The sequence below is a fragment of the Streptomyces sp. SYP-A7185 genome (assembly GCF_046103685.1).
Classification (GTDB): Bacteria; Actinomycetota; Actinomycetes; order Streptomycetales; family Streptomycetaceae; genus Streptomyces.
Genome location: NZ_CP122310.1, coordinates 4,467,457 through 4,490,197, shown reverse-complemented (window position 1 = coordinate 4,490,197; position 22,741 = coordinate 4,467,457). Strand labels below are relative to the sequence as shown.

17 protein-coding genes and 1 pseudogene are annotated in these 22,741 nt (G+C 73.1%); 13 read left to right on the top strand and 5 right to left on the bottom strand.

The window, feature by feature from the left end; translation table 11 throughout:
• The first annotated feature begins 83 nt into the window (after positions 1 to 83).
• Positions 84 to 1,097: an ATP-binding cassette domain-containing protein gene (locus tag QBL25_RS19515; RefSeq protein ID WP_409058324.1), complete on the top strand. Its 1,014-nt coding sequence runs from the start codon at positions 84 to 86 to the stop codon at positions 1,095 to 1,097.
• Positions 1,094 to 1,939, top strand: a complete 846-nt coding sequence (locus QBL25_RS19510) for an ABC transporter permease (protein WP_409058323.1) — start codon at positions 1,094 to 1,096, stop codon at positions 1,937 to 1,939. The genes QBL25_RS19515 and QBL25_RS19510 overlap by 4 nt, the downstream gene beginning before the upstream one ends.
• Positions 1,940 to 2,020: 81 nt before the next feature.
• Here the strand turns inward: QBL25_RS19510 and serC are convergent, their stop codons facing one another.
• Positions 2,021 to 3,139, bottom strand: coding sequence for a phosphoserine transaminase (serC, locus tag QBL25_RS19505; RefSeq protein WP_409058322.1), 1,119 nt, complete (start codon positions 3,137 to 3,139; stop codon positions 2,021 to 2,023).
• 140 nt (positions 3,140 to 3,279) lie between these two features.
• On the opposite strand from serC, the gene QBL25_RS19500 reads away from it, so the two are divergent.
• Positions 3,280 to 6,213 (top strand): FAD-binding and (Fe-S)-binding domain-containing protein, encoded by a 2,934-nt coding sequence (locus QBL25_RS19500; RefSeq protein ID WP_409058321.1) that lies wholly within the window; start codon positions 3,280 to 3,282, stop codon positions 6,211 to 6,213.
• On the opposite strand, the gene QBL25_RS19495 is transcribed toward QBL25_RS19500, so the two are convergent.
• Positions 6,146 to 7,207 (bottom strand): hypothetical protein, encoded by a 1,062-nt coding sequence (locus QBL25_RS19495; protein WP_409058320.1) that lies wholly within the window; start codon positions 7,205 to 7,207, stop codon positions 6,146 to 6,148. The two genes, QBL25_RS19500 and QBL25_RS19495, sit on opposite strands and share 68 nt — an antisense overlap.
• 191 nt (positions 7,208 to 7,398) lie before the next feature.
• Between QBL25_RS19495 and QBL25_RS19490 the strand changes: the two are divergent.
• From QBL25_RS19490 to QBL25_RS19455, 8 genes and pseudogenes are all read left to right on the top strand, one after another.
• Positions 7,399 to 8,331, top strand: a pseudogene (locus tag QBL25_RS19490) (EamA family transporter); the annotation flags it as partial.
• Positions 8,332 to 8,577: 246 nt separating this feature from the next.
• Positions 8,578 to 9,441 carry a TIGR03084 family metal-binding protein gene (locus tag QBL25_RS19485; RefSeq protein WP_409058319.1) on the top strand — a complete coding sequence of 288 codons (864 nt, stop codon included), beginning with the start codon at positions 8,578 to 8,580 and terminating at the stop codon, positions 9,439 to 9,441.
• The gene (locus tag QBL25_RS19480) at positions 9,438 to 11,231 is read left to right on the top strand and encodes an acyclic terpene utilization AtuA family protein (RefSeq protein ID WP_409058318.1); all 1,794 of its coding nucleotides are present in this window, start codon (positions 9,438 to 9,440) and stop codon (positions 11,229 to 11,231) included. The genes QBL25_RS19485 and QBL25_RS19480 overlap by 4 nt, the downstream gene beginning before the upstream one ends.
• Complete coding sequence (locus QBL25_RS19475; RefSeq protein ID WP_409058317.1) at positions 11,228 to 12,829, top strand: acyl-CoA carboxylase subunit beta; 1,602 nt, start codon at positions 11,228 to 11,230, stop codon at positions 12,827 to 12,829. The genes QBL25_RS19480 and QBL25_RS19475 overlap by 4 nt, the downstream gene beginning before the upstream one ends.
• Before the next feature lie 10 nt (positions 12,830 to 12,839).
• On the top strand, positions 12,840 to 14,720 hold the full coding sequence (locus QBL25_RS19470) for a biotin carboxylase N-terminal domain-containing protein (RefSeq protein ID WP_409058316.1): 1,881 nt from the start codon (positions 12,840 to 12,842) through the stop codon (positions 14,718 to 14,720).
• Entirely contained in the window at positions 14,717 to 15,883 is a 1,167-nt protein-coding gene (locus tag QBL25_RS19465) for an acyl-CoA dehydrogenase family protein (protein WP_409058315.1), read from the top strand. The genes QBL25_RS19470 and QBL25_RS19465 overlap by 4 nt, the downstream gene beginning before the upstream one ends.
• Positions 15,884 to 15,932: 49 nt before the next feature.
• On the top strand, positions 15,933 to 16,667 hold the full coding sequence (locus QBL25_RS19460; protein WP_409058314.1) for an enoyl-CoA hydratase family protein: 735 nt from the start codon (positions 15,933 to 15,935) through the stop codon (positions 16,665 to 16,667).
• Positions 16,655 to 17,245 (top strand): TetR/AcrR family transcriptional regulator, encoded by a 591-nt coding sequence (locus QBL25_RS19455; protein ID WP_409058313.1) that lies wholly within the window; start codon positions 16,655 to 16,657, stop codon positions 17,243 to 17,245. The genes QBL25_RS19460 and QBL25_RS19455 overlap by 13 nt, the downstream gene beginning before the upstream one ends.
• Positions 17,246 to 17,313: 68 nt before the next feature.
• Here QBL25_RS19455 and QBL25_RS19450 read toward each other — a convergent pair whose 3' ends face one another.
• Positions 17,314 to 18,414 carry a citrate synthase 2 gene (locus tag QBL25_RS19450; RefSeq protein WP_409058312.1) on the bottom strand — a complete coding sequence of 367 codons (1,101 nt, stop codon included), beginning with the start codon at positions 18,412 to 18,414 and terminating at the stop codon, positions 17,314 to 17,316.
• 315 nt (positions 18,415 to 18,729) lie between these two features.
• Between QBL25_RS19450 and pdxH the strand changes: the two genes are divergently transcribed.
• Entirely contained in the window at positions 18,730 to 19,482 is a 753-nt protein-coding gene (gene pdxH / locus QBL25_RS19445; protein ID WP_409058311.1) for a pyridoxamine 5'-phosphate oxidase, read from the top strand.
• 77 nt (positions 19,483 to 19,559) lie between these two features.
• Here pdxH and QBL25_RS19440 read toward each other — a convergent pair whose 3' ends face one another.
• Both QBL25_RS19440 and QBL25_RS19435 read right to left on the bottom strand, forming a co-directional pair.
• Complete coding sequence (locus tag QBL25_RS19440; protein ID WP_409058310.1) at positions 19,560 to 20,423, bottom strand: alpha/beta fold hydrolase; 864 nt, start codon at positions 20,421 to 20,423, stop codon at positions 19,560 to 19,562.
• Between the two features lie 641 nt (positions 20,424 to 21,064).
• On the bottom strand, positions 21,065 to 21,757 hold the full coding sequence (locus tag QBL25_RS19435; RefSeq protein ID WP_409058309.1) for a metal-dependent transcriptional regulator: 693 nt from the start codon (positions 21,755 to 21,757) through the stop codon (positions 21,065 to 21,067).
• A gap of 200 nt (positions 21,758 to 21,957) precedes the next feature.
• Here QBL25_RS19435 and QBL25_RS19430 point away from each other — a divergent pair, with 200 nt between their 5' ends.
• The gene (locus tag QBL25_RS19430; RefSeq protein ID WP_409058308.1) at positions 21,958 to 22,722 is read left to right on the top strand and encodes an SIS domain-containing protein; all 765 of its coding nucleotides are present in this window, start codon (positions 21,958 to 21,960) and stop codon (positions 22,720 to 22,722) included.
• The last annotated feature ends 19 nt before the right edge of the window (positions 22,723 to 22,741 follow it).

Here is a 22,741-nt window from a genome sequence, read left to right as displayed (position 1 = left end):
GGTACGGTGTACTCTCAAATGAGTACGGCGTACCCAGAAGGGCGTCCGGACGGACGGCCGGCACGTGAAGAGCTGGAGGGGCAGTGGGCGAGACGAAGGACTACGCGGTACGGGCCGAGGGGCTCGACAAGCGGTACGGCGAGAAGAAGGCGCTCGACGCCTTCGACCTGCGCGTGGAGCGCGGCTCGGTGCACGGACTGCTCGGCCCGAACGGCGCGGGCAAGACCACCGCCGTGCGCATCCTGTCGACGCTGGTGCGGCTCGACGGGGGCCGCGCGGTGGTCGCGGGGGCCGACGTCGTGCGGCAGCCCGACGTCGTGCGCGGCCGCATCGGACTGACCGGCCAGTACGCGGCGGTCGACGAGGTCCTCACCGGCCGGCAGAACCTGGAGATGTTCGGCCGCCTCTTCCACCTGGGCGGCAAGCGGGCCGCCCGGCGCGCCCAGGAACTCCTCGAACAGTTCGACCTGGTGGAGGCTGCGGGCAAGGGCGCGGGACAGTACAGCGGCGGCATGCGGCGCAGGCTGGACCTCGCGGCCTCGATGATCCTCTCGCCCGATGTCCTCTTCCTGGACGAGCCGACCACCGGGCTCGACCCGCGTGGCCGCCTCGAAGTCTGGGACACCGTGCGGAAGTTGGTGGCCGAGGGCACGACCGTGCTGCTCACCACGCAGTATCTGGAGGAGGCCGACCGGCTGGCCTCCCGGATCACCGTCATCGACCAGGGCCGCGCCATCGCCGACGACACCCCGGACGGCCTGAAGAACACGGTGGGCGGCAGCTACCTGGAGGTCGTGGTGCGCGAGAGCGCCGACCTGCCGGCGGCCGTGCGGGCCGTCGCCCGCGTCGCGCGGGGCGTGCCCGAATCCGTCGACCTGGAGCGGCGCGTCCAGGCCGCCGTGACCGACCGGGTCGCCGCCCTGACGGACGTCGCGCGGACCCTCCAGGACGAAGGGGTCGCCGTGGAGGACATCGGGCTGCGCAGGCCGAGCCTCGACGACGTGTTCCTGCGCCTCACGGGACACCGCACGGAGAAGACCGGCCCCGAGACCGGCACCCGCACCCGGGCCGACGAGAAGACGGAGGTCGCCGCATGAGCGCCGTACTGACCCATGACACCAAGGACACAGGGCCCTCGCGCGGACGCCTCCACTGGGCGCTCGCCGACACCTGGAACATCACCCGCCGCTACCTCACCCACTTCCGGCGCCAGCCGGTCACCATCGCCTGGCAGCTCGGCTTCCCGATCATCTCCGTGCTCCTGTACGGATTCGTCTTCGGCGAGGCGATGAAGGTGCCCGGCGGCGGCGAGGACGGCGACTACAAGCAGTTCCTGATGCCCGGCATGTTCGTGATGACCATGGCCTTCGGCTTCATGAACACCGCGATGGCGGTGGTCACGGACTCCAGCAAGGGAGTCATCGACCGCTTCCGCTCGATGCCCATGGCGCCCTCGGCGGTGGCGGCCGGGCGCGGACTCGCCGACCTGATCGTGGCCTGCGCCGAGCTGACGATCCTCGCGCTCACCGCCCTCGCGATCGGCTGGCGGCCGGGCGTGGGCCCCGCGCAGACCCTGGCGGCCTTCGGGCTGCTGCTGTTCCTGCGGTTCAGCCTGATCTGGGTGGGCGTGTTCCTGGGCCTGGTGGTGCCTACACCGGAAGCGGCCGGCGGGCTCTACGCGGTCGCGTTCCCGCTCACCATGATCTCCAGCGTCTTCGTCGCGCCGTCCCTGATGCCGGACTGGCTGGCCCCGATCGCCGCCTGGAACCCGGTCTCCTCCACGGGCACGGCGGCCCGCGAGCTGTTCGGCAACCCCGGGGCGGGCGGGGCGAGCTGGGTCGAACAGAACGCCGTCCTGATGGCGGTGGTCTGGCCGATCGCGATCTCGCTCCTGTTCCTGCCGCTCGCGGTCCGCAGGTTCAAGCAGCTGAGCCGGTGAAGCAGAGTTCCCCGCGCCCCCGAAGGGGCGCGGGGAACCGCGCGTTCCGTCACTCGGCGCCCGCGGGCGCCGGTGAACGCGTCAGAGCTTCTCGATGACGTAGTCGATGCACTTGGTGAGCGCCTCGACGTCCGCCGGGTCGATCGCCGGGAACATCGCCACGCGCAGCTGGTTGCGGCCGAGCTTGCGGTACGGCTCCGTGTCCACGATGCCGTTCGCGCGCAGCGCCTTGGCGACGGCGGCGGCGTCGATCTCGTCCGCGAAGTCGATCGTGCCGATGACCTGCGAGCGCTTGGCCGGGTCCGTGACGAACGGCGTCGCGTACTTGGACTCCTCCGCCCACCCGTACAGGGTGCGCGAGGAGGCGGCCGTGCGGCCGGTCGTGAAGTCCAGGCCGCCCTGGCCGTTCATCCAGTCCAGCTGCTCGCCGAGCAGGAAGAGCGTGGCGAGCGCCGGGGTGTTGTACGTCTGGTTCTTGCGGGAGTTGTCGATCGCCGTGGGCAGGCTGAAGAACTCCGGGACGTGCCGGCCGCTCGCGTGGACGCGCTCGGCACGCTCGATGGCCGCCGGGGAGAACGCGGCGATCCACAGGCCGCCGTCCGACGCGAAGGACTTCTGCGGCGCGAAGTAGTAGACGTCCGTCTCGGCGATGTCGACCGGCAGGCCGCCCGCACCCGAGGTGGCGTCCACCAGGACGAGCGAACCCGCGTCCGCGCCGGCCACCCGCTTGACGGGGGCCGCGACACCGGTCGAGGTCTCGTTGTGGGTGAAGCCGTAGACGTCCACGCCCGCCTCGGCCCGCGGCTCGGGGTGCGTGCCCGGCTCGCTGGTGATGACGGTGGGCTCGGCCAGCCACGGGGCGAGCTTGGCGGCCTTGGCGAACTTGGAGGAGAACTCGCCGAAGCTGAGGTGCTGCGACTTGTTCTCGATGAGGCCGTGCGTCGCGACGTCCCAGAAGGCGGTGGAGCCGCCGTTGCCCAGGATCACCTCGTAGCCCTCGGGGAGGGAGAAGAGGTCGCGCACACCGTCGCGCACCTTGCCGACCAGGTTCTTGACCGGGGCCTGGCGGTGGGACGTGCCGAGCAGAGAGGTACCGGTGGCGGCGAGCGCGTCCAGCGCCTCCGTGCGCACCTTGGAGGGGCCCGCGCCGAAACGTCCGTCGGCGGGCTTGATGTCAGCGGGAATCTGGATCTCAGCCACGGGGTGAGCCTAGCGGCTTCCGGCGTCGTGGCTTCGGGGTGTCCGTCGGGTGAGATCGCCCCGCACGCCACGTGGACGCGGCGGGGCTCCGCCCAGGATCGGGCCCTTCGCGGGGGCATCCTGAGGGCATGGATAAGGGCATGAGCGATCTCGGAGGCGTGGGCACGGAAGCGGACACGGGCAAAGACGCGGGCACGGGCACACCCGTGCGTCCGGGCACGGACGCGGCCGCGGGCCTGGAGAGAGAACTGCGGGCCGCCGTGCGGGGAGAGGTGGACTTCTCCGTCACCGCGCGGGCCCTGAACACCATGGACGCGTCCAACTACCGCCGGGTGCCCCTGGGCGTCCTCGCCCCGCGCCACGCGGACGACGTGGCGGCGGCGCTCGCCGTGTGCCGGGAGCGCGGGGTGCCGGTCGTGCCGCGCGGCGCCGGGACCTCCATCGCCGGGCAGGCCACCGGCACGGGCCTCGTCCTGGACTTCACCCGGCACATGAACCGGATCGTGTCCCTGGATCCACAGGCGCGGACCGCGGTCGTCCAGCCCGGCGTGATCTGCGACGACCTGCGGGGCGCGGCGGCCCCGCACGGACTGACCTTCGGCCCCGACCCGTCCACCCACAACCGCTGCACCCTGGGCGGCATGATCGGCAACAACTCCTGCGGCTCCCACTCGGTCGCCTGGGGCACCACCGCCGACAACGTCGCCTCGCTCTCCGTGGTGAGCGGCGCCGGCGCCCGGCTGGCGCTCGGCCAGGGCTGGTCCGGCGCCCCCGAAGGCCTGCGCCCGCTCCTGGAGGGCCAATTGGAACTCCTGCGCACCGGCTTCCCCGACCTCCCGCGCCGCATCTCCGGCTACGCGCTCGACGCCCTGCTGCCCGAGCGCGGGGTGGATCTGGCGCGCGCCTTCTGCGGATCGGAGGGCACGCTCGGCGTGCTGACCGAAGCGGTCGTACGCCTCGTCGACTCGCCCCGCGCGCGTGCGCTCGCCGTCCTCGGGTACGCCGACGAGAGCGCCGCAGCGGAGGCCGCCGCCGGACTGCTGCCCCACGGGCCGCTGACCGTGGAGGGCATGGCCGCCGACCTCGTGCGCGCGTCCGCGGGCCTGCCCAAGGGCGGTGCCTGGCTGTTCGTCGAGACGGGCGGCGCGACCGAGGCCGAGGCACGCGCGCGCGCCGAGGCGATCGCGCGGGCCGTCTGCGGGGACACGGTGGACTCCGTGGTCGTGACGGACCCGGTGGGGCAGCGCACCCTGTGGCGGGTGCGCGAGGACGCCAGCGGGACGGCGACGCGGATGCCGGACGGCAGCGAGGCGTGGCCCGGCTGGGAGGACTGCGCGGTGCCGCCCGCGCGGCTCGGCGCCTATCTGCGGGACTTCCGGGGGCTGCTCGCCGAGCACGGCCTGCGCGGCACGCCGTACGGCCACTTCGGGGACGGCTGCATCCACGTACGCATCGACTTCGACCTGATGAGCGAGGTGGGCGTGCGGCGCTTCCGGCGGTTCTCGGAGGACCTGGCGGAGGTCGTGGTCGCGCACGGGGGCTCGCTGTCGGGCGAGCACGGCGACGGACAGGCGCGGGCCGAACTGCTGCCGAAGATGTACGGCCCCGACCTCGTCCGGCTGTTCGAGCGGGTGAAGGGGGTGTGGGACCCGGCGGACCTGCTCAACCCGGGGATGCTGGTGCGGCCCGCGCCGCTGGACGCCAACCTGCGGTTCGACCCGCTCCCGCGCGGGCCCGTGGACGTGGCCTTCGGCTACCCGCACGACGGCGGGGACTTCTCCGCGGCGGTCCGCAGGTGCGTGGGCGTCGCGAAGTGCCGTACGCAGTCGGCGGGTTCGGGCGGCGGGGTGATGTGCCCGTCCTTCCGGGCGACCGGCGAGGAGGAGCACTCCACGCGGGGGCGGGCGCGGCTGCTGCACGAGATGCTCGCGGACGAGGTGGTCACCGACGGCTGGCGCTCGGAGGAGGTGAAGGACGCCCTCGACCTGTGCCTGTCCTGCAAGGGCTGCCGTTCGGACTGCCCGGTGGGCGTCGACATGGCCACGTACAAGGCGGAGTTCCTGCACCACCACTACGAGGGCCGCAGGCGCCCCGCGGCGCACTACGCGATGGGCTGGCTGCCGCTGTGGCTGCGGCTCGCGGACCGCACGCGCACGGCGGGCGTCGCCAACGCCCTGGCCCGCGTGGGGGTACTTGCCTCGCTGGCCAAGCGCCTCGGCGGGATCGCGCCGGAGCGGGAGATCCCGCGCCTCGCGGGGCGGACGTTCCGCCGCTGGTTCCGTGAGCGGGAGGCCGCCGCGGCCACGGGTCCGGCGGTCGTGCTGTGGCCGGACACCTTCACGGACCACCTCTCACCGGGAGTGGGCCGGGCGGCGGTGCGGGTCCTGGAGGACGCCGGGCTGCGGCCTGTGGTACCGCCGGGGGACGTGTGCTGCGGTCTGACGTACGTCTCCACGGGCCAGCTGGACCGGGCCCGCGCGGTCATGCGGCGCACGCTGGAGCGGATGGAACCCCTGCTGGCATCGGGGGCCCCGCTCGTGGTCCTTGAGCCCAGCTGCGCGGCGGCCCTCAAGACGGACCTGGTGGAACTGCTCGGCGACGACGGCCGGGCGGCGGAACTCGCGGGCCGGGTGCGGACGTTCGCGCAGGCCCTGGAGGAACTGGCCCCGCACTGGTCGCCGCCCCGGATCGAGCGACCGGTGGTGGGCCAGACGCACTGCCACCAGCACGCGGTCCTCGGCGACGCGGCCGAACGCCGCCTGCGCCAGAAGGCGGGCCTCGCGGGCGAACTGAGCGGCGGCTGCTGCGGCCTCGCGGGCAACTTCGGCTTCGAGGCGGGCCACTACGAGGTCTCGACGGCGTGCGCGGAGGAACAACTGCTCCCTGCGGTACGGGATCGCGTGCCCGAGTCGGAGGGCGGCCCCTTGGTCCTCGCGGACGGCTTCTCCTGCCGGACCCAGCTGGAGCAGCTGGGCGAGGGGGCGCGCGGGCGGCACCTGGCGGAGGTCATCGCCGAGGCGCTGGGCCCGGTCCGTGCTCCTCGCGGGCCCGCAGATCCCCGTAAAGGCGGCTGAACGTCGCGCACACCAGGGGCATGACCAGCGGCGGGAGCAGGAGGAGGGCCACTGCGGTGGGCGTGATCATCGTCAGCACTCCGGTGATCCACACGTTGTCGCCGCTGATCCGCAGCATGCCGAGCCCGGCGTAGTGGGCGAGGGGCCCGGCCGCGTACCGGACCAGGAGGAAGACGAGCACGGCGGCCGCGGTGAGCAGCGTGCCCGAGCCGAGGGTGCGCCACCGCGCGCGCCGGGTCAGCACCCAGGAGCGGCGCAGCGCCGCGAAGGGGGAACGCCGCCCGACGACCGTCTCGGCGGTGGCCAGGGACAGGCGGAAGTACAGCAGCGGGCCGAGGAACAGGACGGCGAACGGCAGCACCCAGCCCACCAGCGTGTACCGCGGGCTCGCGGTCCCGCCCAGGGGCGTGGGCTCCACGCCGGGCACCTCGCCGAGCTCGACGGACATCCACAGCACATAGGCCACGAGCGCCACGACGAGCACGGTGAGACCGCACAGCGCGTTGACCGCGAGGGCGGCGGGCAGGCGCCCGCGGGTGCGCCGCCACAGCGCGCGGACGGTCAACGGCTGCTCCTGCGAGGGCTTCTCGTCCGCAGGCCTCTCGTCCACAGGCTTCTCGTCCGCAAGCCCCCCGTCCACAGGCCCCCCGTCCCGCGCGGCGGGTGAGCTCCCGACGGCGTACGCGGCGTGCAGGACGGTGACCACGCAGAGCGCGAGGACGAGCAGCAGGCCCGACACCGCGAGCCCGACCCGCACCAGCGGGAACCAGCCGCCGTCGGCGTAGGCCACGTAGGAGTCCTCGTTGGCGATGTTGCGGTCCGCGTACTCCCGGACGCCCTCGAAGGTGTCCCAGGCCGCCGCGAAGCCGCCGGCGACGATCGCGCAGCCCAGGAGGGCCGTCAGGGCGGAGACGAGGAGCGCGAAGCCGTACGGCGCACCTCTGTACCCCCTGTGTCCCCACCGGGCGGCCGGGCGGCTCACGTCGTGTTCCATGGTCCGACCTTGCTTCCGTAGGGCTCCGGGGTGACTGCACGCAAGACGTCGCAGGGGGCGCGCGGGGTTCCGCCGGGCCGTCGGAACCCGGAATGTGGACGCGGTTTGCGTACAGCAGTGAAAGGGCTCCACAATCCTGACGTGGTCTACTACCTTGGACGGAGCAGTTCAGGTGAGTGGACTGGCCGGGAATGGCTGGGAGCAGGGAAGCGGAAGGGTTGGCTGTGGACGCGTCGAGGAGTGCTCAAGAGGCGGCGCCCGGTGGGCGATGGGGTGCCCTCGGACCCGTCGGGCTCGTGCTCGCGGGAGGTGTCTCCGTCCAGTTCGGCGGGGCCATCGCCGTCAGCGTGATGCCCAAGGCGGGCGCCCTCGGCATCGTGACGTTGCGGCTCGCCTTCGCCGCGCTCGTCCTCATGATCGTCTGCCGTCCGAAGCTGCGCGGGCACTCGCGCGCCGACTGGGGGACCGTCATCGCCTTCGGCGTGGCCATGGCGGGCATGAACGGACTCTTCTACCAGTCCGTCGCCCGCATCCCCATGGGCCCCGCCGTCACCCTTGAGGTGCTCGGCCCGCTGGCCCTCTCCGTCTTCGCGTCCCGGCGCGCCGTGAACCTCGTCTGGGCCGGGCTCGCCCTGTGCGGCGTCTTCCTGCTGGGCGGCGGTGGCGGGTTCAGCGGGCTCGACCCGGTCGGCGTGGCCTACGCGCTGGGGGCCGGTGCCATGTGGGCCACGTACATCATGTTCAGCGCCCGTACGGGACGGCGCTTCCCGCAGGCCGACGGGCTCGCCCTCGCGATGGTCGTCGCGGCCGTGCTCTTCCTGCCGCTCGGCCTGATCGAGTCCGGCGAGAAGCTGGTCAGGCCCGAGGTGCTCGCGCTCGGCGCGGCAGTCGCCGTGATGTCCTCCGTGCTGCCGTACACCCTCGAACTGCTCGCCCTGCGCCGGCTTCCCGCGTCCACTTTCGCGATCATGATGAGTCTGGAACCGGCCATCGCCGCCGTCGCCGGATTCCTCGTCCTGAACCAGGCCCTCTCCGTGAACGAGGCGCTGGCCATCTCCTTGGTGATCGCCGCCAGCATGGGCGCCGTCCGGACCCAGGTCGGACGCGGGCGGGCCCGCAAGCCCGGAGACGTGGTCTCGGGGGCGACTCCGGAGGCCGTGGTGGCCGAAGCGGAGGTCGAGGTCGAGGCCGAGGTCGAGGCCGAGGCGGAAGTCGAGGCTCGGGGGCACGTTCCGGAGACGACGACCGGAAAGTAATGCAAGCACGCTTGCTTGTTTCTCCGGGCGCTGCCATGCTCCGGGGCACTCCCCCAAGCTCTCCACTCCGTTCGAGCAGGGGGGACCCCCATCCGTGCCCGAGGGGAGCGCTCCGTGTCCGAAGCTGTGCCCGTACTCGACGATCTGCGCCGTGAGAGCGAGGAACTCGACCAGCTGGTAGAGGGGTTGAGCGGGGAGCGCTGGGCGCTGCCCACCCCCGCCGCCGGGTGGACCGTCGCCCACCAGATCGCCCATCTCGCCTGGACCGACCGGGCCGCGCTGACCGCCGTCACGGACGGCGAGGCCTTCGGGCGGCTCGTCGAGGAAGCCCTCGCGGCTCCCGAGTCGTTCGTCGACGACGGGGCCGCCGAGGGGGCCGCGCTGCCGCCGCACGAGCTGCTCGCGCGGTGGCGCGCCGGGCGCGACGCCCTCCTGAAGGCCCTGACGGCCGCCCCGCGCGGCACCCGCTTTCCCTGGTACGGGCCGCCCATGTCCGCCACCTCCATGGCGACCGCCCGGCTGATGGAGACCTGGGCCCACGGCCAGGACGTCGCCGACGCGCTGGGCGTCACGCGGGTGCCGACGGACCGGCTGCGGCACGTGGCGCACATCGGGGTCAGGGCCCGCGACTTCGCGTTCGGCGCACGGGGCCTGAGCGCGCCCGATGCCCCCTTCCGCGTCGAACTCCGGCTGCCGTCCGGCGAAGCCTGGGCCAGCGGCCCCGAGGACGCGCCCCAGCGCGTGACGGGGCCCGCCCTGGACTTCTGCCTCCTGGTCACCCAGCGCGCCCACCGGGACGACCTCGCGGTCCGCGCGCAGGGCCCCGACGCCGACCGGTGGCTGACCATCGCCCAGGCCTTCGCGGGCCCACCGGGAGCGGGACGGCGCCCGTCCGGGGAGGGCGCGACGCATCCGGATGAGCGCGTCACGGGGTCGGTTACCGAAGGTGCGCTGCCGGGTGAGGGGGAGGGGCGGTGACCGGCACGTCGGCCGCTTCCCGGGGTGTCTCGTTCGGCGGTTCTCCTCCCGCCTCGCCCCTGCGTATCGGGAACGCCTCCGGGTTCTACGGCGACCGTTTCGACGCCCTGCGGGAGATGCTCACCGGCGGGGACCTCGACGTGCTCACCGGGGACTACCTCGCCGAGCTGACCATGCTGATCCTCGGCCGTGACCGCCTCAAGGACCCCGCGCGGGGCTACGCCAAGACCTTCCTGCGGCAGCTGGAGGAGTGCCTCGGGCTCGCCCGGGAGCGGGACGTCAAGATCGTCGCCAACGCCGGCGGGCTCAACCCCGCCGGACTCGCCGACGCCGTACGGGAGCTGGCCGACCGCCTCGGCATCGCGGTGCGGGTCGCACACGTGGAGGGGGACGACCTGGGGAGCCGCTTCCCGGACGCCCTCACCGCCAACGCCTACCTCGGCGGCGCCGGAATCGCCGCCTGCCTGCGCGCCGGGGCCGATGTCGTCGTGACCGGGCGCGTGACCGACGCCGCCCTCGTCACCGGGCCCGCCGCCGCCCACTTCGGGTGGGGCGACGGCGACCACGACCGCCTGGCCGGTGCCGTCGTCGCCGGGCACGTCCTCGAATGCGGGACGCAGGCCACCGGGGGCAACTACGCCTTCTTCGCCGAACGACCGCAGCGCGCCCTGCTGCGGCCCGGCTTCCCGCTCGCCGAGATCCACGAGGACGGCTCCAGCGTCATCACCAAGCACGCGGGCACGGGCGGATTCGTCGACGTCGGCACGGTCACCGCGCAGCTCCTGTACGAGACGTCCGGCGCCCGGTACGCGGGCCCCGACGTCACCGCCCGGCTCGACACGGTCACCCTCACGCAGGAGGGCCCCGACCGGGTACGGGTCTCCGGGGTGCGCGGAGAGGCACCGCCGCCGGACCTCAAGGTCGGCCTCAACCGGCTCGGCGGCTTCCGCAACGAGGTCGTCTTCGTCCTCACCGGCCTCGACGTCGAGGCCAAGGCGGCTCTGGTCCGCGCCCAGGTCGAGGACGCCCTCGCGCGCGCCAAGTCGCGCCCCCAGGAGGTGCGGTGGGAGCTCGCCCGCACCGACCAGCCGGACGCCCCCAGCGAAGAGACCGCCTCCGCCCTCCTGCGCCTGGTCGTGCGCGACCCGCAGCAGGACCCCGTCGGCCGCGCCCTGAGCGGCGCCGCGATCGAACTGGCCCTCGGCAGCTACCCCGGCTTCCACGTGACGGCACCCCCGGGCAAGGGCGCCCCGTACGGCGTCTTCGAGGCCGCGTACGTCGAGCGCGGCACCGTCGAGCACGTGGCCGTCCTGCCCGGCGGCGAGCGGCAGCCCCAGGCCCGGCCGTCCGGCGGCAGCCGCGTACTCGAAGAGCTCCCCCCGCCGCCCCTGCCGCCGCCCCTCCCGCCCGGCCCCACCCGCCGCGCCCCCCTCGGCCTGATCGCCGGGGCCCGCAGCGGCGACAAGGGCGGCGACGCGAACGTCGGCGTCTGGGCGCGCACGGACGACGCCTGGCGGTGGCTCGCCCACGAACTGACCGTCGAGCGGTTTTGCGAACTCGTCCCCGAGGCCGCGGAACTGACCGTCGTGCGCCACACCCTGCCGAACCTGCGGGCCCTGAACTTCGTCGTCGGGAAGATCCTCGGCGCGGGCGTCGCCTCCCAGGCCCGCTTCGACCCGCAGGCCAAGGGCCTCGGCGAATGGCTGCGCGCCCGCCACGTCGACCTGCCGGCCGCACTCCTCGAACCGGCCCCCGAAGCAACGCCCGAACCCACGGAGGTACTCCCGTGACCGTCCTCGCGTCCGCGCTCGACCCCGCGAGCGCCGAGTACGCCGAGCACCGCGAGGCCATGCTGGCCAAGCTCGCCGAACTCGACGCCGAGCAGGCCAAGGCCCTGGAGGGCGGCGGCGAGAAGTACGTGGCCCGGCACCGGAGGCGCGGAAAGCTCCTCGCCCGGGAGCGCATCGAGCTGCTCCTGGACCCCGACACGCCGTTCCTCGAACTGTCGCCGCTCGCCGCCTGGGGCAGCGACTACCCGGTGGGCGCCTCGATGGTGACCGGCATCGGCGTCGTCGAGGGCGTGGAGTGCCTGATCACCGCCAACGACCCGACCGTGCGCGGCGGCGCCAGCAACCCCTGGACCCTGAAGAAGGCCTTCCGCGCCCACGAGATCGGCCACGCCAACCGGCTGCCCTCGCTCCACCTCGTGGAGTCGGGAGGCGCCGACCTGCCCTCGCAGAAGGAGATCTTCATCCCGGGCGGCGCGCTCTTCAAGCACCTCACCCAGTCGTCGGCCGCCGGCATCCCCACCATCGCCGTCGTCTTCGGCAACTCCACGGCCGGCGGCGCGTACGTCCCCGGCATGAGCGACCACGTGATCATGGTCAAGGAGCGCGCCAAGGTCTTCCTCGGCGGCCCGCCCCTGGTGAAGATGGCCACCGGCGAGGAGAGCGACGACGAGTCGCTCGGCGGCGCCGAGATGCACGCGCGCACCTCCGGCCTCGCGGACTACCTCGCCGAGGACGAGCACGACGCCCTGCGCCAGGCCCGGCGGGTCGTCAAGCGCCTCAACTGGCGCAAGGCGTACGCCGATCCGGTCACCGTCGTCGAGCCGCCCAAGTACGACGAGGACGAGCTGCTCGGCATCGTGCCCGGCGACCTGAAGGTGCCCTTCGACCCGCACGAGGTCATCGCCCGCATCGTCGACGGCTCCGACTTCGACGCGTTCAAGCCGCTCTACGGGACGAGCCTCACCACCGGCTGGGCCACCCTGCACGGCTATCCCATCGGCATCCTGGCCAACGCGCAGGGCGTGCTCTTCAGCGAGGAGTCCCAGAAGGCCGCCCAGTTCATCCAGCTGGCCAACCAGCGCGACATCCCGCTGCTCTTCCTGCACAACACCACCGGCTACATGGTCGGCAAGGAGTACGAGCAGGGCGGCATCATCAAGCACGGCGCGATGATGATCAACGCCGTGTCGAACTCGCGGGTCCCGCACCTGAGCGTCCTGATGGGCGCCTCGTACGGCGCCGGTCACTACGGCATGTGCGGGCGCGCCTACGACCCGCGCTTCCTCTTCGCCTGGCCCAGCTCCAAGTCGGCCGTCATGGGGCCGCAGCAGCTCGCCGGGGTCCTGTCCATCGTGGCCCGGCAGTCCGCCGCCGCGAAGGGGCAGCCCTACGACGACGACGCGGACGCCGCCCTGCGCGCGATGGTGGAGCAGCAGATCGAGTCGGAGTCGCTCCCGATGTTCCTCTCGGGCCGCCTCTACGACGACGGCGTCATCGACCCCCGTGACACCCGCACGGTCCTCGGCCTGTGCCTGTCCGCGATCCACACCGCCCCCTACCAGGGCGCGCGCGGCGGCTTCGGCGTCTTCCGGATGTGAGGAACAGACCATGATCAGCTCCATACTCGTCGCCAACCGGGGCGAGATCGCCTGCCGCGTCTTCCGCACCTGCCGCGACCTCGGCATCGCCACCGTGGCGGTGTACTCCGACGCCGACGCGGACGCCCTGCACGTCCGGGAGGCCGACACGGCCGTGCGGCTGCCGGGCACGGCCCCCGCCGACACCTATCTGCGCGGCGAACTCGTCGTGAAGGCCGCCCAAGCGGCGGGCGCCGACGCCGTCCACCCCGGCTACGGCTTCCTCTCCGAGAACGCGGACTTCGCCCGCGCGGTCCTGGACGCCGGGCTCGTGTGGATCGGCCCCCCGCCCGAGGCCATCGAGTCCATGGCCTCCAAGACCCGCGCCAAGGACCTCATGGGCATCGCGCCGATGGGCCTGGACGACGTCACCGAGGCCGATCTGCCGCTCCTGGTGAAGGCGTCGGCCGGCGGCGGCGGACGCGGCATGCGCGTCGTACGGGAACTGGACGCGCTCAAGGACGAGTTGATCGCCGCCCGCGCGGAGGCCGCCAGCGCCTTCGGGGACGGCGAGGTCTTCGTCGAGCCCTACCTGGAGGGCGGCCGACACGTCGAGGTGCAGATCATGGCCGACGCGCACGGCACCGTCTGGGCGCTCGGCACCCGGGACTGCACCCTCCAGCGCCGACACCAGAAGGTCGTCGAGGAGTCCCCGGCGCCGGGCCTGGCCCCCGGGCTCGTCGAGGAGCTGCACGCGCAGGCCGTGCGCGCGGCCCGCGTGACCGCGTATCGCGGGGCGGGCACGGTGGAGTTCCTGGCCAAGGGCGACCGGGCGCAGTTCCTCGAGATGAACACCCGGCTCCAGGTCGAACACCCCGTCACCGAAGCCGTGTTCGGGATCGACCTCGTGGCGTTGCAGATCCAGGTCGCGCAGGGCGAACGGCTGCCCGACGAGCCGCCGTCCGCGCGCGGCCACGCGGTGGAGGCCCGCCTCTACGCCGAGGACCCGGCGGCCGGCTGGGCCCCGCAGACCGGCACCCTGCACCGGCTGACCGTGCCGGGCGTGCGGCTCGACACCGGGTACGCGGACGGCGACACGATCGGCGTGCACTACGACCCGATGCTGGCCAAGGCCATCGCGTACGCCCCCACGCGCGCGCAGGCCCTGCGCGCCCTCGCGGGAGCCCTGGAGCGCGCCGCCGTCCACGGGCCCGTCACCAACCGGGAACTGCTCGTGCGGTCCCTGCGGCACCCGGAGTTCACCGAGGCCCGCATGGACACGGGCTTCTACGACCGGCACCTCGACGAGCTCGCCGCCCCCGCACCGGACCCGCACGCCCCGCTGGCCGCCGCGCTCGCCGACGCCCACGGGCGCTCCCGGTTCGGCGGCTGGCGCAACCTCGCCTCGCAGCCCCAGGTCAAACTCTTCCGGGGCGAGCCCGACGGCACCGCACACGAGGTGCGCTACCGGCACACGCGGGAGGGCCTGAGCGCGGACGGGGTGCGGGTGCTCTCCGTCTCCGGCGACCTCGTCGTCCTCGAAGTCGACGGCGTGCGCAAGAAGTTCCCCGTCAGCTCGTACGGCGACGGCCGCGTGTACGTCGGCAACACCGCCCTCACCGCGCTCCCGCTGCTGCCCGAACCCACCACCCGCCAGGAGCCCGGCTCCCTGCTCGCCCCGATGCCCGGCACCGTCGTGCGCCTGGCCGACGGGCTCACGGAAGGGGCGCCGGTCACCGCCGGGCAGCCCCTCATCTGGCTGGAGGCCATGAAGATGGAGCACCGTATCTCCGCTCCCGCCTCCGGCACGCTCACCGCCCTGCACGCCGCGCCCGGCCGCCAGGTCGAGGTCGGGGCGCTGCTCGCCGTCGTAGACGTCCCGGACGTCGTACAGGAGGCATCATCCGTATGAGCACCGTCCTCGAAACCGAAGAGCACCAGGCACTGCGCGCGGCCGTCGCCGCACTCGGCAAGCGCTACGGCCGCGACTACATGACCCGTGTCGTGGCGGACGAAGGCCACCCCGACGAGCTGTGGGCCGACGCCGCCAAGCTCGGCTACCTCGGCGTGAACCTGCCCGAGGAGTACGGCGGCGGGGGCGGCGGCATAGCCGAACTCTCCATCGTCCTGGAGGAACTGGGCGCCGCGGGCTGCCCCCTCCTGATGATGGTCGTCTCGCCCGCCATCTGCGGCACCGTCATCGCCCGCTTCGGCACCGACGAGCAGAAGGCGGCCTGGCTGCCCGGTCTCGCCGACGGCAGCCGCACCATGGCGTTCGGCATCACCGAACCCGACGCGGGCTCCAACTCCCACCGCATCACCACCACCGCCCGCAAGGACGAGTCGACCGGTGACTGGCTCCTGACCGGCCGCAAGGTCTTCATCTCCGGCGTCGACATCGCCGACGCGACGCTGATCGTGGGCCGCACGGAAGACGCCAGGACCGGCAGCCTCAAGCCCTGCCTCTTCATCGTCCCGCGCGAGACGGAGGGCTTCGGTCGGCGGTGGATCGAGATGGAACTCCAGGCGCCGGAGAAGCAGTTCGAGCTGACCCTGGACGACGTGCGGCTGCCCCCGGAGGCCCTGGTGGGCGACGAGGACGCCGGACTGCTCCAGCTCTTCGCCGGCCTCAACCCCGAGCGGATCATGACGGCCGCGTTCTCCATCGGCATGGCGCGCCACGCCCTGTCCCGGGCCGTCGGATACGCCAAGGAGCGCAGCGTCTGGAAGAGCCCGATCGGCGCCCACCAGGCGATCGCCCACCCCCTGGCGCAGTCCCACATCGACGTCGAGCTGGCCCGCCTGATGATGCAGAAGGCCGCCAGGCTCTACGACGAGGGCGACGACATGGGCGCGGGCGAGGCCGCCAACATGGCCAAGCTCGCCGCCGCCGACGCCTGCGTGAAGACCGTCGACCAGGCGGTGCACACCCTCGGCGGCAACGGCCTGACCAAGGAGTTCGGCCTCGCCTCGCTGATCGTGGCGTCACGGGTGGCGCGGATCGCCCCGGTGAGCCGGGAGATGATCCTGAACTACGTCTCGCACCAGACGCTGGGCCTGCCCAAGTCGTACTGACCCCTCGCCTTGCCCCCGCCCGCCCCGCCTCTGAACCGCTGGAGAACTCATGGGACTCGTGCGCACGCCCCAGGAGCGCGGCATCGTCACGCTCACCCTGGACGACCCCGACCGCCGCAACGCCCTCTCGGCGGGCCTGCTGCGGGACCTCGCCGGGGCACTGGACGACTGCGGCAAGGACCCCGGCGTACGCGCGGTGGTCCTCGCGCACACCGGCTCCACGTTCTGCTCGGGCGCCGACCTGCGGGAGCCTCCGGACCCGTTCGACCTCGTGGCGCTGCTGCGGCAGATCGTGGAGCTGCCGAAGCCGGTGGTGGCGCGGGTCGAGGGGCACGTGCGGGCGGGCGGGCTCGGTCTGCTCGGCGTGTGCGACCTGGCGGTCGCGGGGCCGGGGGCGACGTTCGCGCTCACCGAGGTACGGATCGGGGTGGCGCCCGCGGTCATCTCCATGCCGCTGCTCGCCCGGCTCGACCCGGGCGCGGCCTCCCGCTACTTCCTCACCGGGGAGCGCTTCGGCGGGGCAGAGGCGGCGCGCATCGGTCTGGTGACGGCGGCCGGGCAGGACGTGGACGCGGAGCTCGCGCCCCTCATCGACGGGCTGCGGAAGGGGGCGCCGCAGGCCCTGGCCGAGACGAAGAAGCTGCTCACGGCTAAGGTGCTCGACGCATTCGACCACCACACGGACTCCCTCGTCGCCCTGTCCGCGCGGCTCTTCGCTTCGGCGGAGGCGCGGGAGGGGATGGGGGCGTTCCTCGAACGACGGGAGTGCCCATGGGTGCTGTGACCGCGGCCGACCGCTCGCCCAAGCAGGACCGCAGCCGTGCCACGCGGCAGCGGCTCCTGGAGGCCGCGGTGGCGTGCCTCGCAGAGAGCGGCTGGGCGGGCTCCACGGTCTCCGTGGTCGCCGAGAGGGCCGGGGTGTCGCGCGGGGCGGCCCAGCACCACTTCCCCACGCGGGAGGACCTGTTCACGGCGGCCGTGGAGTACGTGGCCGAGCAGCGCTCCACCGCCCTGCGGGAGCTTCCCGCGCAGGACCGGGCGTCGGTGGTGGCCGCCCTCGTCGACCTCTACACCGGGCCCTTGTTCCGGGCGGCGCTGCATCTGTGGGTGGCGGCTTCGAACGAGCCGCAGCTCGGTTCACGCGTGACGGAACTCGAAGCCCGGGTCGGCCGGGAGACGCACCGGATCGCGGTGCGGCTCCTCGGGGCCGACGAGTCGCGCCCCGGGGTGCGGGAGACCATCCAGGGCCTCCTGGACATGGCCCGGGGCCTCGGTCTCGCCAATCTCCTGACGGACGACGGGGCGCGCAGAAACCGCGTGGTGGCGCAGTGGACGGTGCTGCTCGCCGGGGCGCTCGGCTGAGCCCTCCCGGACGCGGGAGGCCGCGGATGCGGCCCCTCCACGTCCGGGAGCGTGTTCCCCGAGGTTCCCTAGTGCGCGATGTCCCCGTACCCCTCGACCTCGCGGGGGTCCCGCGTGCCCGGTCCGATGTACCGGGCCGAGGGGCGCACGAGGCGTCCGGTGCGCTTCTGCTCCAGGATGTGCGCCGACCAGCCGGCGGTCCGGGCGCAGGTGAACATCGACGTGAACATGTGCGCGGGCACCTCGGCGAAGTCCAGGACGATCGCGGCCCAGAACTCCACGTTCGTCGCCAGGACCCGGTCCGGCCGGCGCGCGTGCAGCTCGTCGAGCGCGGCCTTCTCCAGCGCCTCCGCCACCTCGAAGCGCGGCGCGCCCAGCTCGCGGGCCGTGCGGCGCAGGACGCGCGCACGGGGGTCCTCGGCGCGGTACACCCGGTGGCCGAAGCCCATCAGGCGCTCGCCCTTGTCCAGCGCCTGCTTCACGTACGCGACCGCGTCACCCGTGCGCTCGATCTCCTCGATCATGCCGAGGACACGCGAGGGCGCACCGCCGTGCAGCGGGCCGGACATGGCGCCCACGGCGCCCGAGAGGGCCGCCGCCACGTCCGCGCCCGTCGACGCGATGACGCGGGCGGTGAACGTGGAGGCGTTCATGCCGTGCTCGGCGGCCGACGTCCAGTACGCGTCGACGGCCTGGACGTGCTTGGGGTCGGGCTCGCCGCGCCAGCGCTTCATGAACCGCTCGACGACCGTGTCGGCCTTGTCGATCTCGCGCTGCGGGACCATCGGCAGACCCTGGCCGCGCGCGGACTGGGCGACGTACGACAGGGCCATGACGGCGGCCCGTGCGAGGTCGTCGCGGGCTTCCTGCTCGCTGATGTCCAGGAGCGGCTTCAGGCCCCACACGGGGGCGAGCATCGCGAGCGCGGACTGGACGTCGACGCGGATGTCGCCGGAGTGCACCGGGATGGGGAACGGCTCGGCGGGCGGCAGACCGGGGTTGAAGGCGCCGTCGACGAGCAGGCCCCAGACGTTCCCGAAGGAGACGTGGCCGACCAGATCCTCGATGTCGACGCCGCGATAGCGAAGCGCGCCGCCTTCCTTGTCCGGTTCGGCGATCTCCGTCTCGAACGCGATGACTCCCTCAAGTCCGGGTACGAAGTCGGACATCAGGCGGCTCCTCGTGATGTGTACGACAGATGGTGGTGACAGACAGCTCGTGACCATGTGTCAGAAGTGGGCATGATCGGCCCGGTTCCACGGTCTGCCGGTGCGCTCTCGGCTGCCGGCTTTCGACTCGCGGTCCGGATCGGTCATCCCGGTGATGCCCCGTGCGGCTGGTGGTCACCCAACCGATTCGGCAGCCGCACGATATCCCTTGGCGGCACCCTTGGCGATGGTGTGCGGCACTCAGTGCCACACGTCACCTCCCCGTGGTGCGCGACACCCCCTCGGACAGCCCTTCGTATACGGCAGGATGACCGCGTGACCGATCGAGCCGCCGCCTCAGCATCCGCCGCCGCATCCGCCGCTCCCGTCTCTCCCGTGCCCGACCCCGCCGCCATAAGGGCCCACTACGGCGCCGACGGGCTCGTCGAGGGGGACGCGCCCGGGACACCCGTCGAGCTGTTCGCGCTCTGGTTCACGCAGGCGCTCGCCGCGGCCGACGCGGGCCTCCTGCACGAGCCGAACGCCATGGTCGTCTCGACCGTGGACGAGGCGGGCCGCCCCAGCTCACGCACGGTCCTGCTGAAGGGATACGACGAGCGCGGCTTCGTCTTCTTCACCAACTACGGGTCCCGCAAGGCCCGGGAACTGGCGGAGAACCGGAACATCGCGCTCCTCTTCCCCTGGCACCCGATGGCACGCCAGGTCATCGTCACGGGCACGGCGGAACGCGTCCCCCGCCAGGAGACGGTGGCGTACTTCCGCACCCGCCCGCACGGCTCCCAGCTCGGCGCCTGGGCCAGCGCCCAGTCCTCGGTCATCGCCACGCGCGAGGAACTGGACGGCGCGTACGCCGATCTGGAGGCGCGTTACCCCGAGGGCGAGCAGGTGCCCGCGCCCCCGCACTGGGGCGGCTTCCGGGTCACTCCGGAGTCCGTGGAGTTCTGGCAGGGCAGGGCGAACCGCCTGCACGACCGCCTGCGGTACGTCCGGGCGGAGCCGGACGCCGCCACGGGCGCCTCGGCCACCGCCGCCGCGTCGGGCTGGCGGGTGGAGCGCCTCAGCCCCTGAGCGCGGGTGCCGTGCGCGAAGGCCCCCTGAGCGAGGGTCCTGGCCCGCGCGGGGGCCGCAGGGGGAGGGGCGGTGCCCTACCCGGTCAGGACCCCGTCCAGGAACGGCTGGATCGCCTCGCGCCAGGCCTCCGGCTGGTCGTAGTGCACCAGGTGCCCGGCGTCGGCCACTTCCGCGTACGCCCCGCGGGGCAGGACGCGGACCATCTCCTGGGACTCGGCGCGGCCCAGCTCGCCGTCCAGGCCGCGGACGACCAGGGCGGGGCACTGGACCTGGGCCAGGGACTCCCAGTGGGCGTCGTACACCCAGGTCTCGCGGGACTTCAGCATCTGGTCGCGGTGGAAGACGGGGCGCCAGCCGTCCGGGCCCTCGGTCATCACCTCGGCGAAGAACTCTCCGCGCGAGGGGTTGGGCCGCTCGACCCAGGGGTCGTCCTCGCCGTACCACTTGCGCACGTCGGCGAGCGTGGCGAAGGGGACGGGCCAGGCCTTGAACCAGTCCTCCCACTCGCGCTGCGACGCGGCGCCGAGCGCGGAGGCCCGCATGTCGCAGATGATCAGGGCGCGGACGAGGTCGGGGCGCTTCGCGGCGAGCTGCCAGGCGGTGAGCGCGCCCATCGAGTGGCCGATGAGGACGGCCGGGGCGAGTCCGAGCTGGACGAGCGCGGCCTCGGCGTCGTCCACGTAGGCCTCGCGGGTGAAGGGGCCCTCGGGGGGCTTGTCGCTCTGCCCGTGCGCACGCTGGTCGAGTGCGACCGCGCGATGTCGCTCGGAGAGCCAGCGGGCGGTGCCCGCCCAGTGGGAGGCACGGCCCATCAGGCCGTGCAGTAACAGCACGCCGCCAGGCGGTCCGTCGGTCTCCCTGGACTTGGGAGGATCGGCGAATTCCCAGGCCGCGAGGCGTACGCCACCCGCGCCCGTCACGTCGATGCGCCGCACCATGTTTCCTGGCACCCCCCTTGAATCCACTCGGGCCGAACGCCTGGTTCCGTCACGCACCCCCGCACGCTATCGAACCCGTTTTCGAAAGCGGCCAGATCGCCGGCAACACCCCTCGTTCGAGTGACCACACTCAAGGATTGGCCGCCGCTGCCGAGGGGAGATCTTCATCGGGAGGCGGGCCGCTCGGGGAAAACGGCCCGCGGGGGACGACCCTGGGAGCTCGGGGCTCCGGGTCGAAACGGGGGAGGACAGGCCCCGGCGCTCAAGGGCGCCGGGGCCCTCTGTACGTGCTGTACGTGCTGTACGTGAAGGAGGCGCTGATCCGCACCGCTCGCGAACACGCTCCCGCTCACCAGCTGGGCACATCCTCCTGCCCCCTCCCACGGCCGTGGCGGTCCGACCGGCGCAGACCCGTCACGGAGCCCTCAGGTCATATGCCTCTCGCGACAGCCTTGCACGCAAAACGTCCGGGCGCTGCCAATCGGCACACTGAATCTTGGACCCCGCGCGATCCCGGCGTCTTCACAACTGTCCGAGGATTACCGCGAGTTGACTCGTACTCCCGGTAACGGGGCCGGATCGCGCCGTCGCGCGGGGCCGCGGGCGCCGGCGTGCGGCCCCGCGGACCCCCGAGCGGATCCTCAGCGCTTGGCGACGAAGACGTGCGAGGCGACCTCCGCGTCCAGCTCGGCCGCCTCCCCGCTGCTGCCCACGAGCACCCCGCCCGCGGACTCCGTCACGCTCACCACGGAACCGGGCTGCACGCCCGCGCGCCGCAGCGTGTACATCAGCTGCGCGTCCGTCTGGATCGGCTCGCCGATGCGGCGCACCACGACGGTCTTGCCCTCCGCGCCCGGGTCGAGATCGACCAGGGAGACCATGCCCTCGTCCAGGAACGGGTCCGCCCCGTCCTTCTCGCCCAGCTCCTCCAGGCCCGGGATCGGGTTGCCGTACGGAGACTCGGTGGGGTGGCGCAGGAGCTCCAGGACGCGGCGCTCCACCGCCTCGCTCATCACGTGCTCCCAGCGACACGCCTCCGCGTGGACCTGCTCCCACTCCAGGCCGATCACGTCGACCAGGAGGCACTCCGCCAGGCGGTGCTTGCGCATCACGCGGGTGGCGAGCCTGCGGCCCTCCTCGGTCAGCTCCAGATGGCGGTCGCTCGCGACGGCCACCAGGCCGTCGCGCTCCATGCGCGCGACCGTCTGGCTCACCGTCGGCCCGCTCTGGTCGAGCCGCTCGGCGATCCGGGCGCGCATGGGGACCACACCTTCCTCCTCCAGCTCGAGGATGGTGCGCAAATACATCTCAGTGGTGTCAATAAGCCCCGACATGGGTGCCCCTCAGATCTCGCTCGTGCGGCCGGCCCTGCCCTCAAGTCTGACGCATACCGCCGACAACCGGGTCGCGCCAGGGGAAAACCCGGTCCTCACGGCCCGGACGAGGTGCTCGGGCCGTATTGACAGGGCACTGGTCCAGACCGCAACGTGATCCGCGGCACACGGCATTCGTCCCCGGAAAGGTTCCTCGGCGCATGGGCTCGAAGAGCGAGAGCAAGCTGGCCGGTCAGTACATCGACGCCGCGATCGGACTGCTCGGGCGGGTGCGCGACGAGGAGGGCGGGAGCATCGACGCGGCGGGCACGCTGCTCGCCGACGCCGTCGAGGCGGGCGGCAGGCTCTTCGCCTTCGGCGCCGGGCACTCCTCGCTGGCCGCCCAGGACGTCGTCTACCGCGCGGGCGGCCTCGCCCTGATGAACCTCCTCGCCGTCCCCGGCGTCGTCGGCGTCGACGTCATGCCCGCCACGCTCGGCTCGGCCCTGGAGCGTGTGGACGGCCTCGCGGGCGCCGTCCTCGACTCCTCACCGGCCCGCCCCGGCGACGTCCTGGTGATCATCTCGCTCTCCGGGCGGAACTCGCTGCCGGTGGAGATGGCGATGAACGCCCGCGCCCTCGGCCTCAAGGTCATCGGCGTGACGTCCGTGGCGTACGCGACGGAGACGAAGTCGCGGCACGTGTCCGGCACCTTCCTCAAGGACCACTGCGACGTGGTGATCGACTCCAAGATCGCCCTCGGGGACGCCGAGCTCAGCCTCGACACGGTCGACGCGCCGTTCGGGCCCGCCTCCAGCGTCGTCACGAACGCGATCATGCAGGCGGTGACGGCGACCGCCGTCGAGCAGCTCGCCGCGCGCGGGGTCGAGCCCCCGCTGCTGCGCTCGGGCAACGTGGACGGCGGGCACGAGTGGAACGGCCGCGTGTTCGCCGAGTACGGCGACCGCATCTTCTACCGCCGCTGAGGGCCTCGCCGCCGCCCCA

Bases quoted from the DNA above. Each gene is read 5' to 3' on its own strand.
- QBL25_RS19510 (WP_409058323.1), top strand. From the start codon at position 1,094: ATGAGCGCCGTACTGACCCATGACACCAAGGACACAGGGCCCTCGCGC.
- QBL25_RS19500 (WP_409058321.1), top strand. From the start codon at position 3,280: ATGAGCGATCTCGGAGGCGTGGGCACGGAAGCGGACACGGGCAAAGAC.
- QBL25_RS19495 (WP_409058320.1), bottom strand. From the start codon at position 7,207: ATGGAACACGACGTGAGCCGCCCGGCCGCCCGGTGGGGACACAGGGGG.
- QBL25_RS19470 (WP_409058316.1), top strand. From the start codon at position 12,840: ATGATCAGCTCCATACTCGTCGCCAACCGGGGCGAGATCGCCTGCCGC.
- QBL25_RS19465 (WP_409058315.1), top strand. From the start codon at position 14,717: ATGAGCACCGTCCTCGAAACCGAAGAGCACCAGGCACTGCGCGCGGCC.
- QBL25_RS19460 (WP_409058314.1), top strand. From the start codon at position 15,933: ATGGGACTCGTGCGCACGCCCCAGGAGCGCGGCATCGTCACGCTCACC.
- QBL25_RS19455 (WP_409058313.1), top strand. From the start codon at position 16,655: ATGGGTGCTGTGACCGCGGCCGACCGCTCGCCCAAGCAGGACCGCAGC.
- QBL25_RS19450 (WP_409058312.1), bottom strand. From the start codon at position 18,414: ATGTCCGACTTCGTACCCGGACTTGAGGGAGTCATCGCGTTCGAGACG.
- QBL25_RS19440 (WP_409058310.1), bottom strand. From the start codon at position 20,423: ATGGTGCGGCGCATCGACGTGACGGGCGCGGGTGGCGTACGCCTCGCG.
- QBL25_RS19435 (WP_409058309.1), bottom strand. From the start codon at position 21,757: ATGTCGGGGCTTATTGACACCACTGAGATGTATTTGCGCACCATCCTC.
- QBL25_RS19430 (WP_409058308.1), top strand. From the start codon at position 21,958: ATGGGCTCGAAGAGCGAGAGCAAGCTGGCCGGTCAGTACATCGACGCC.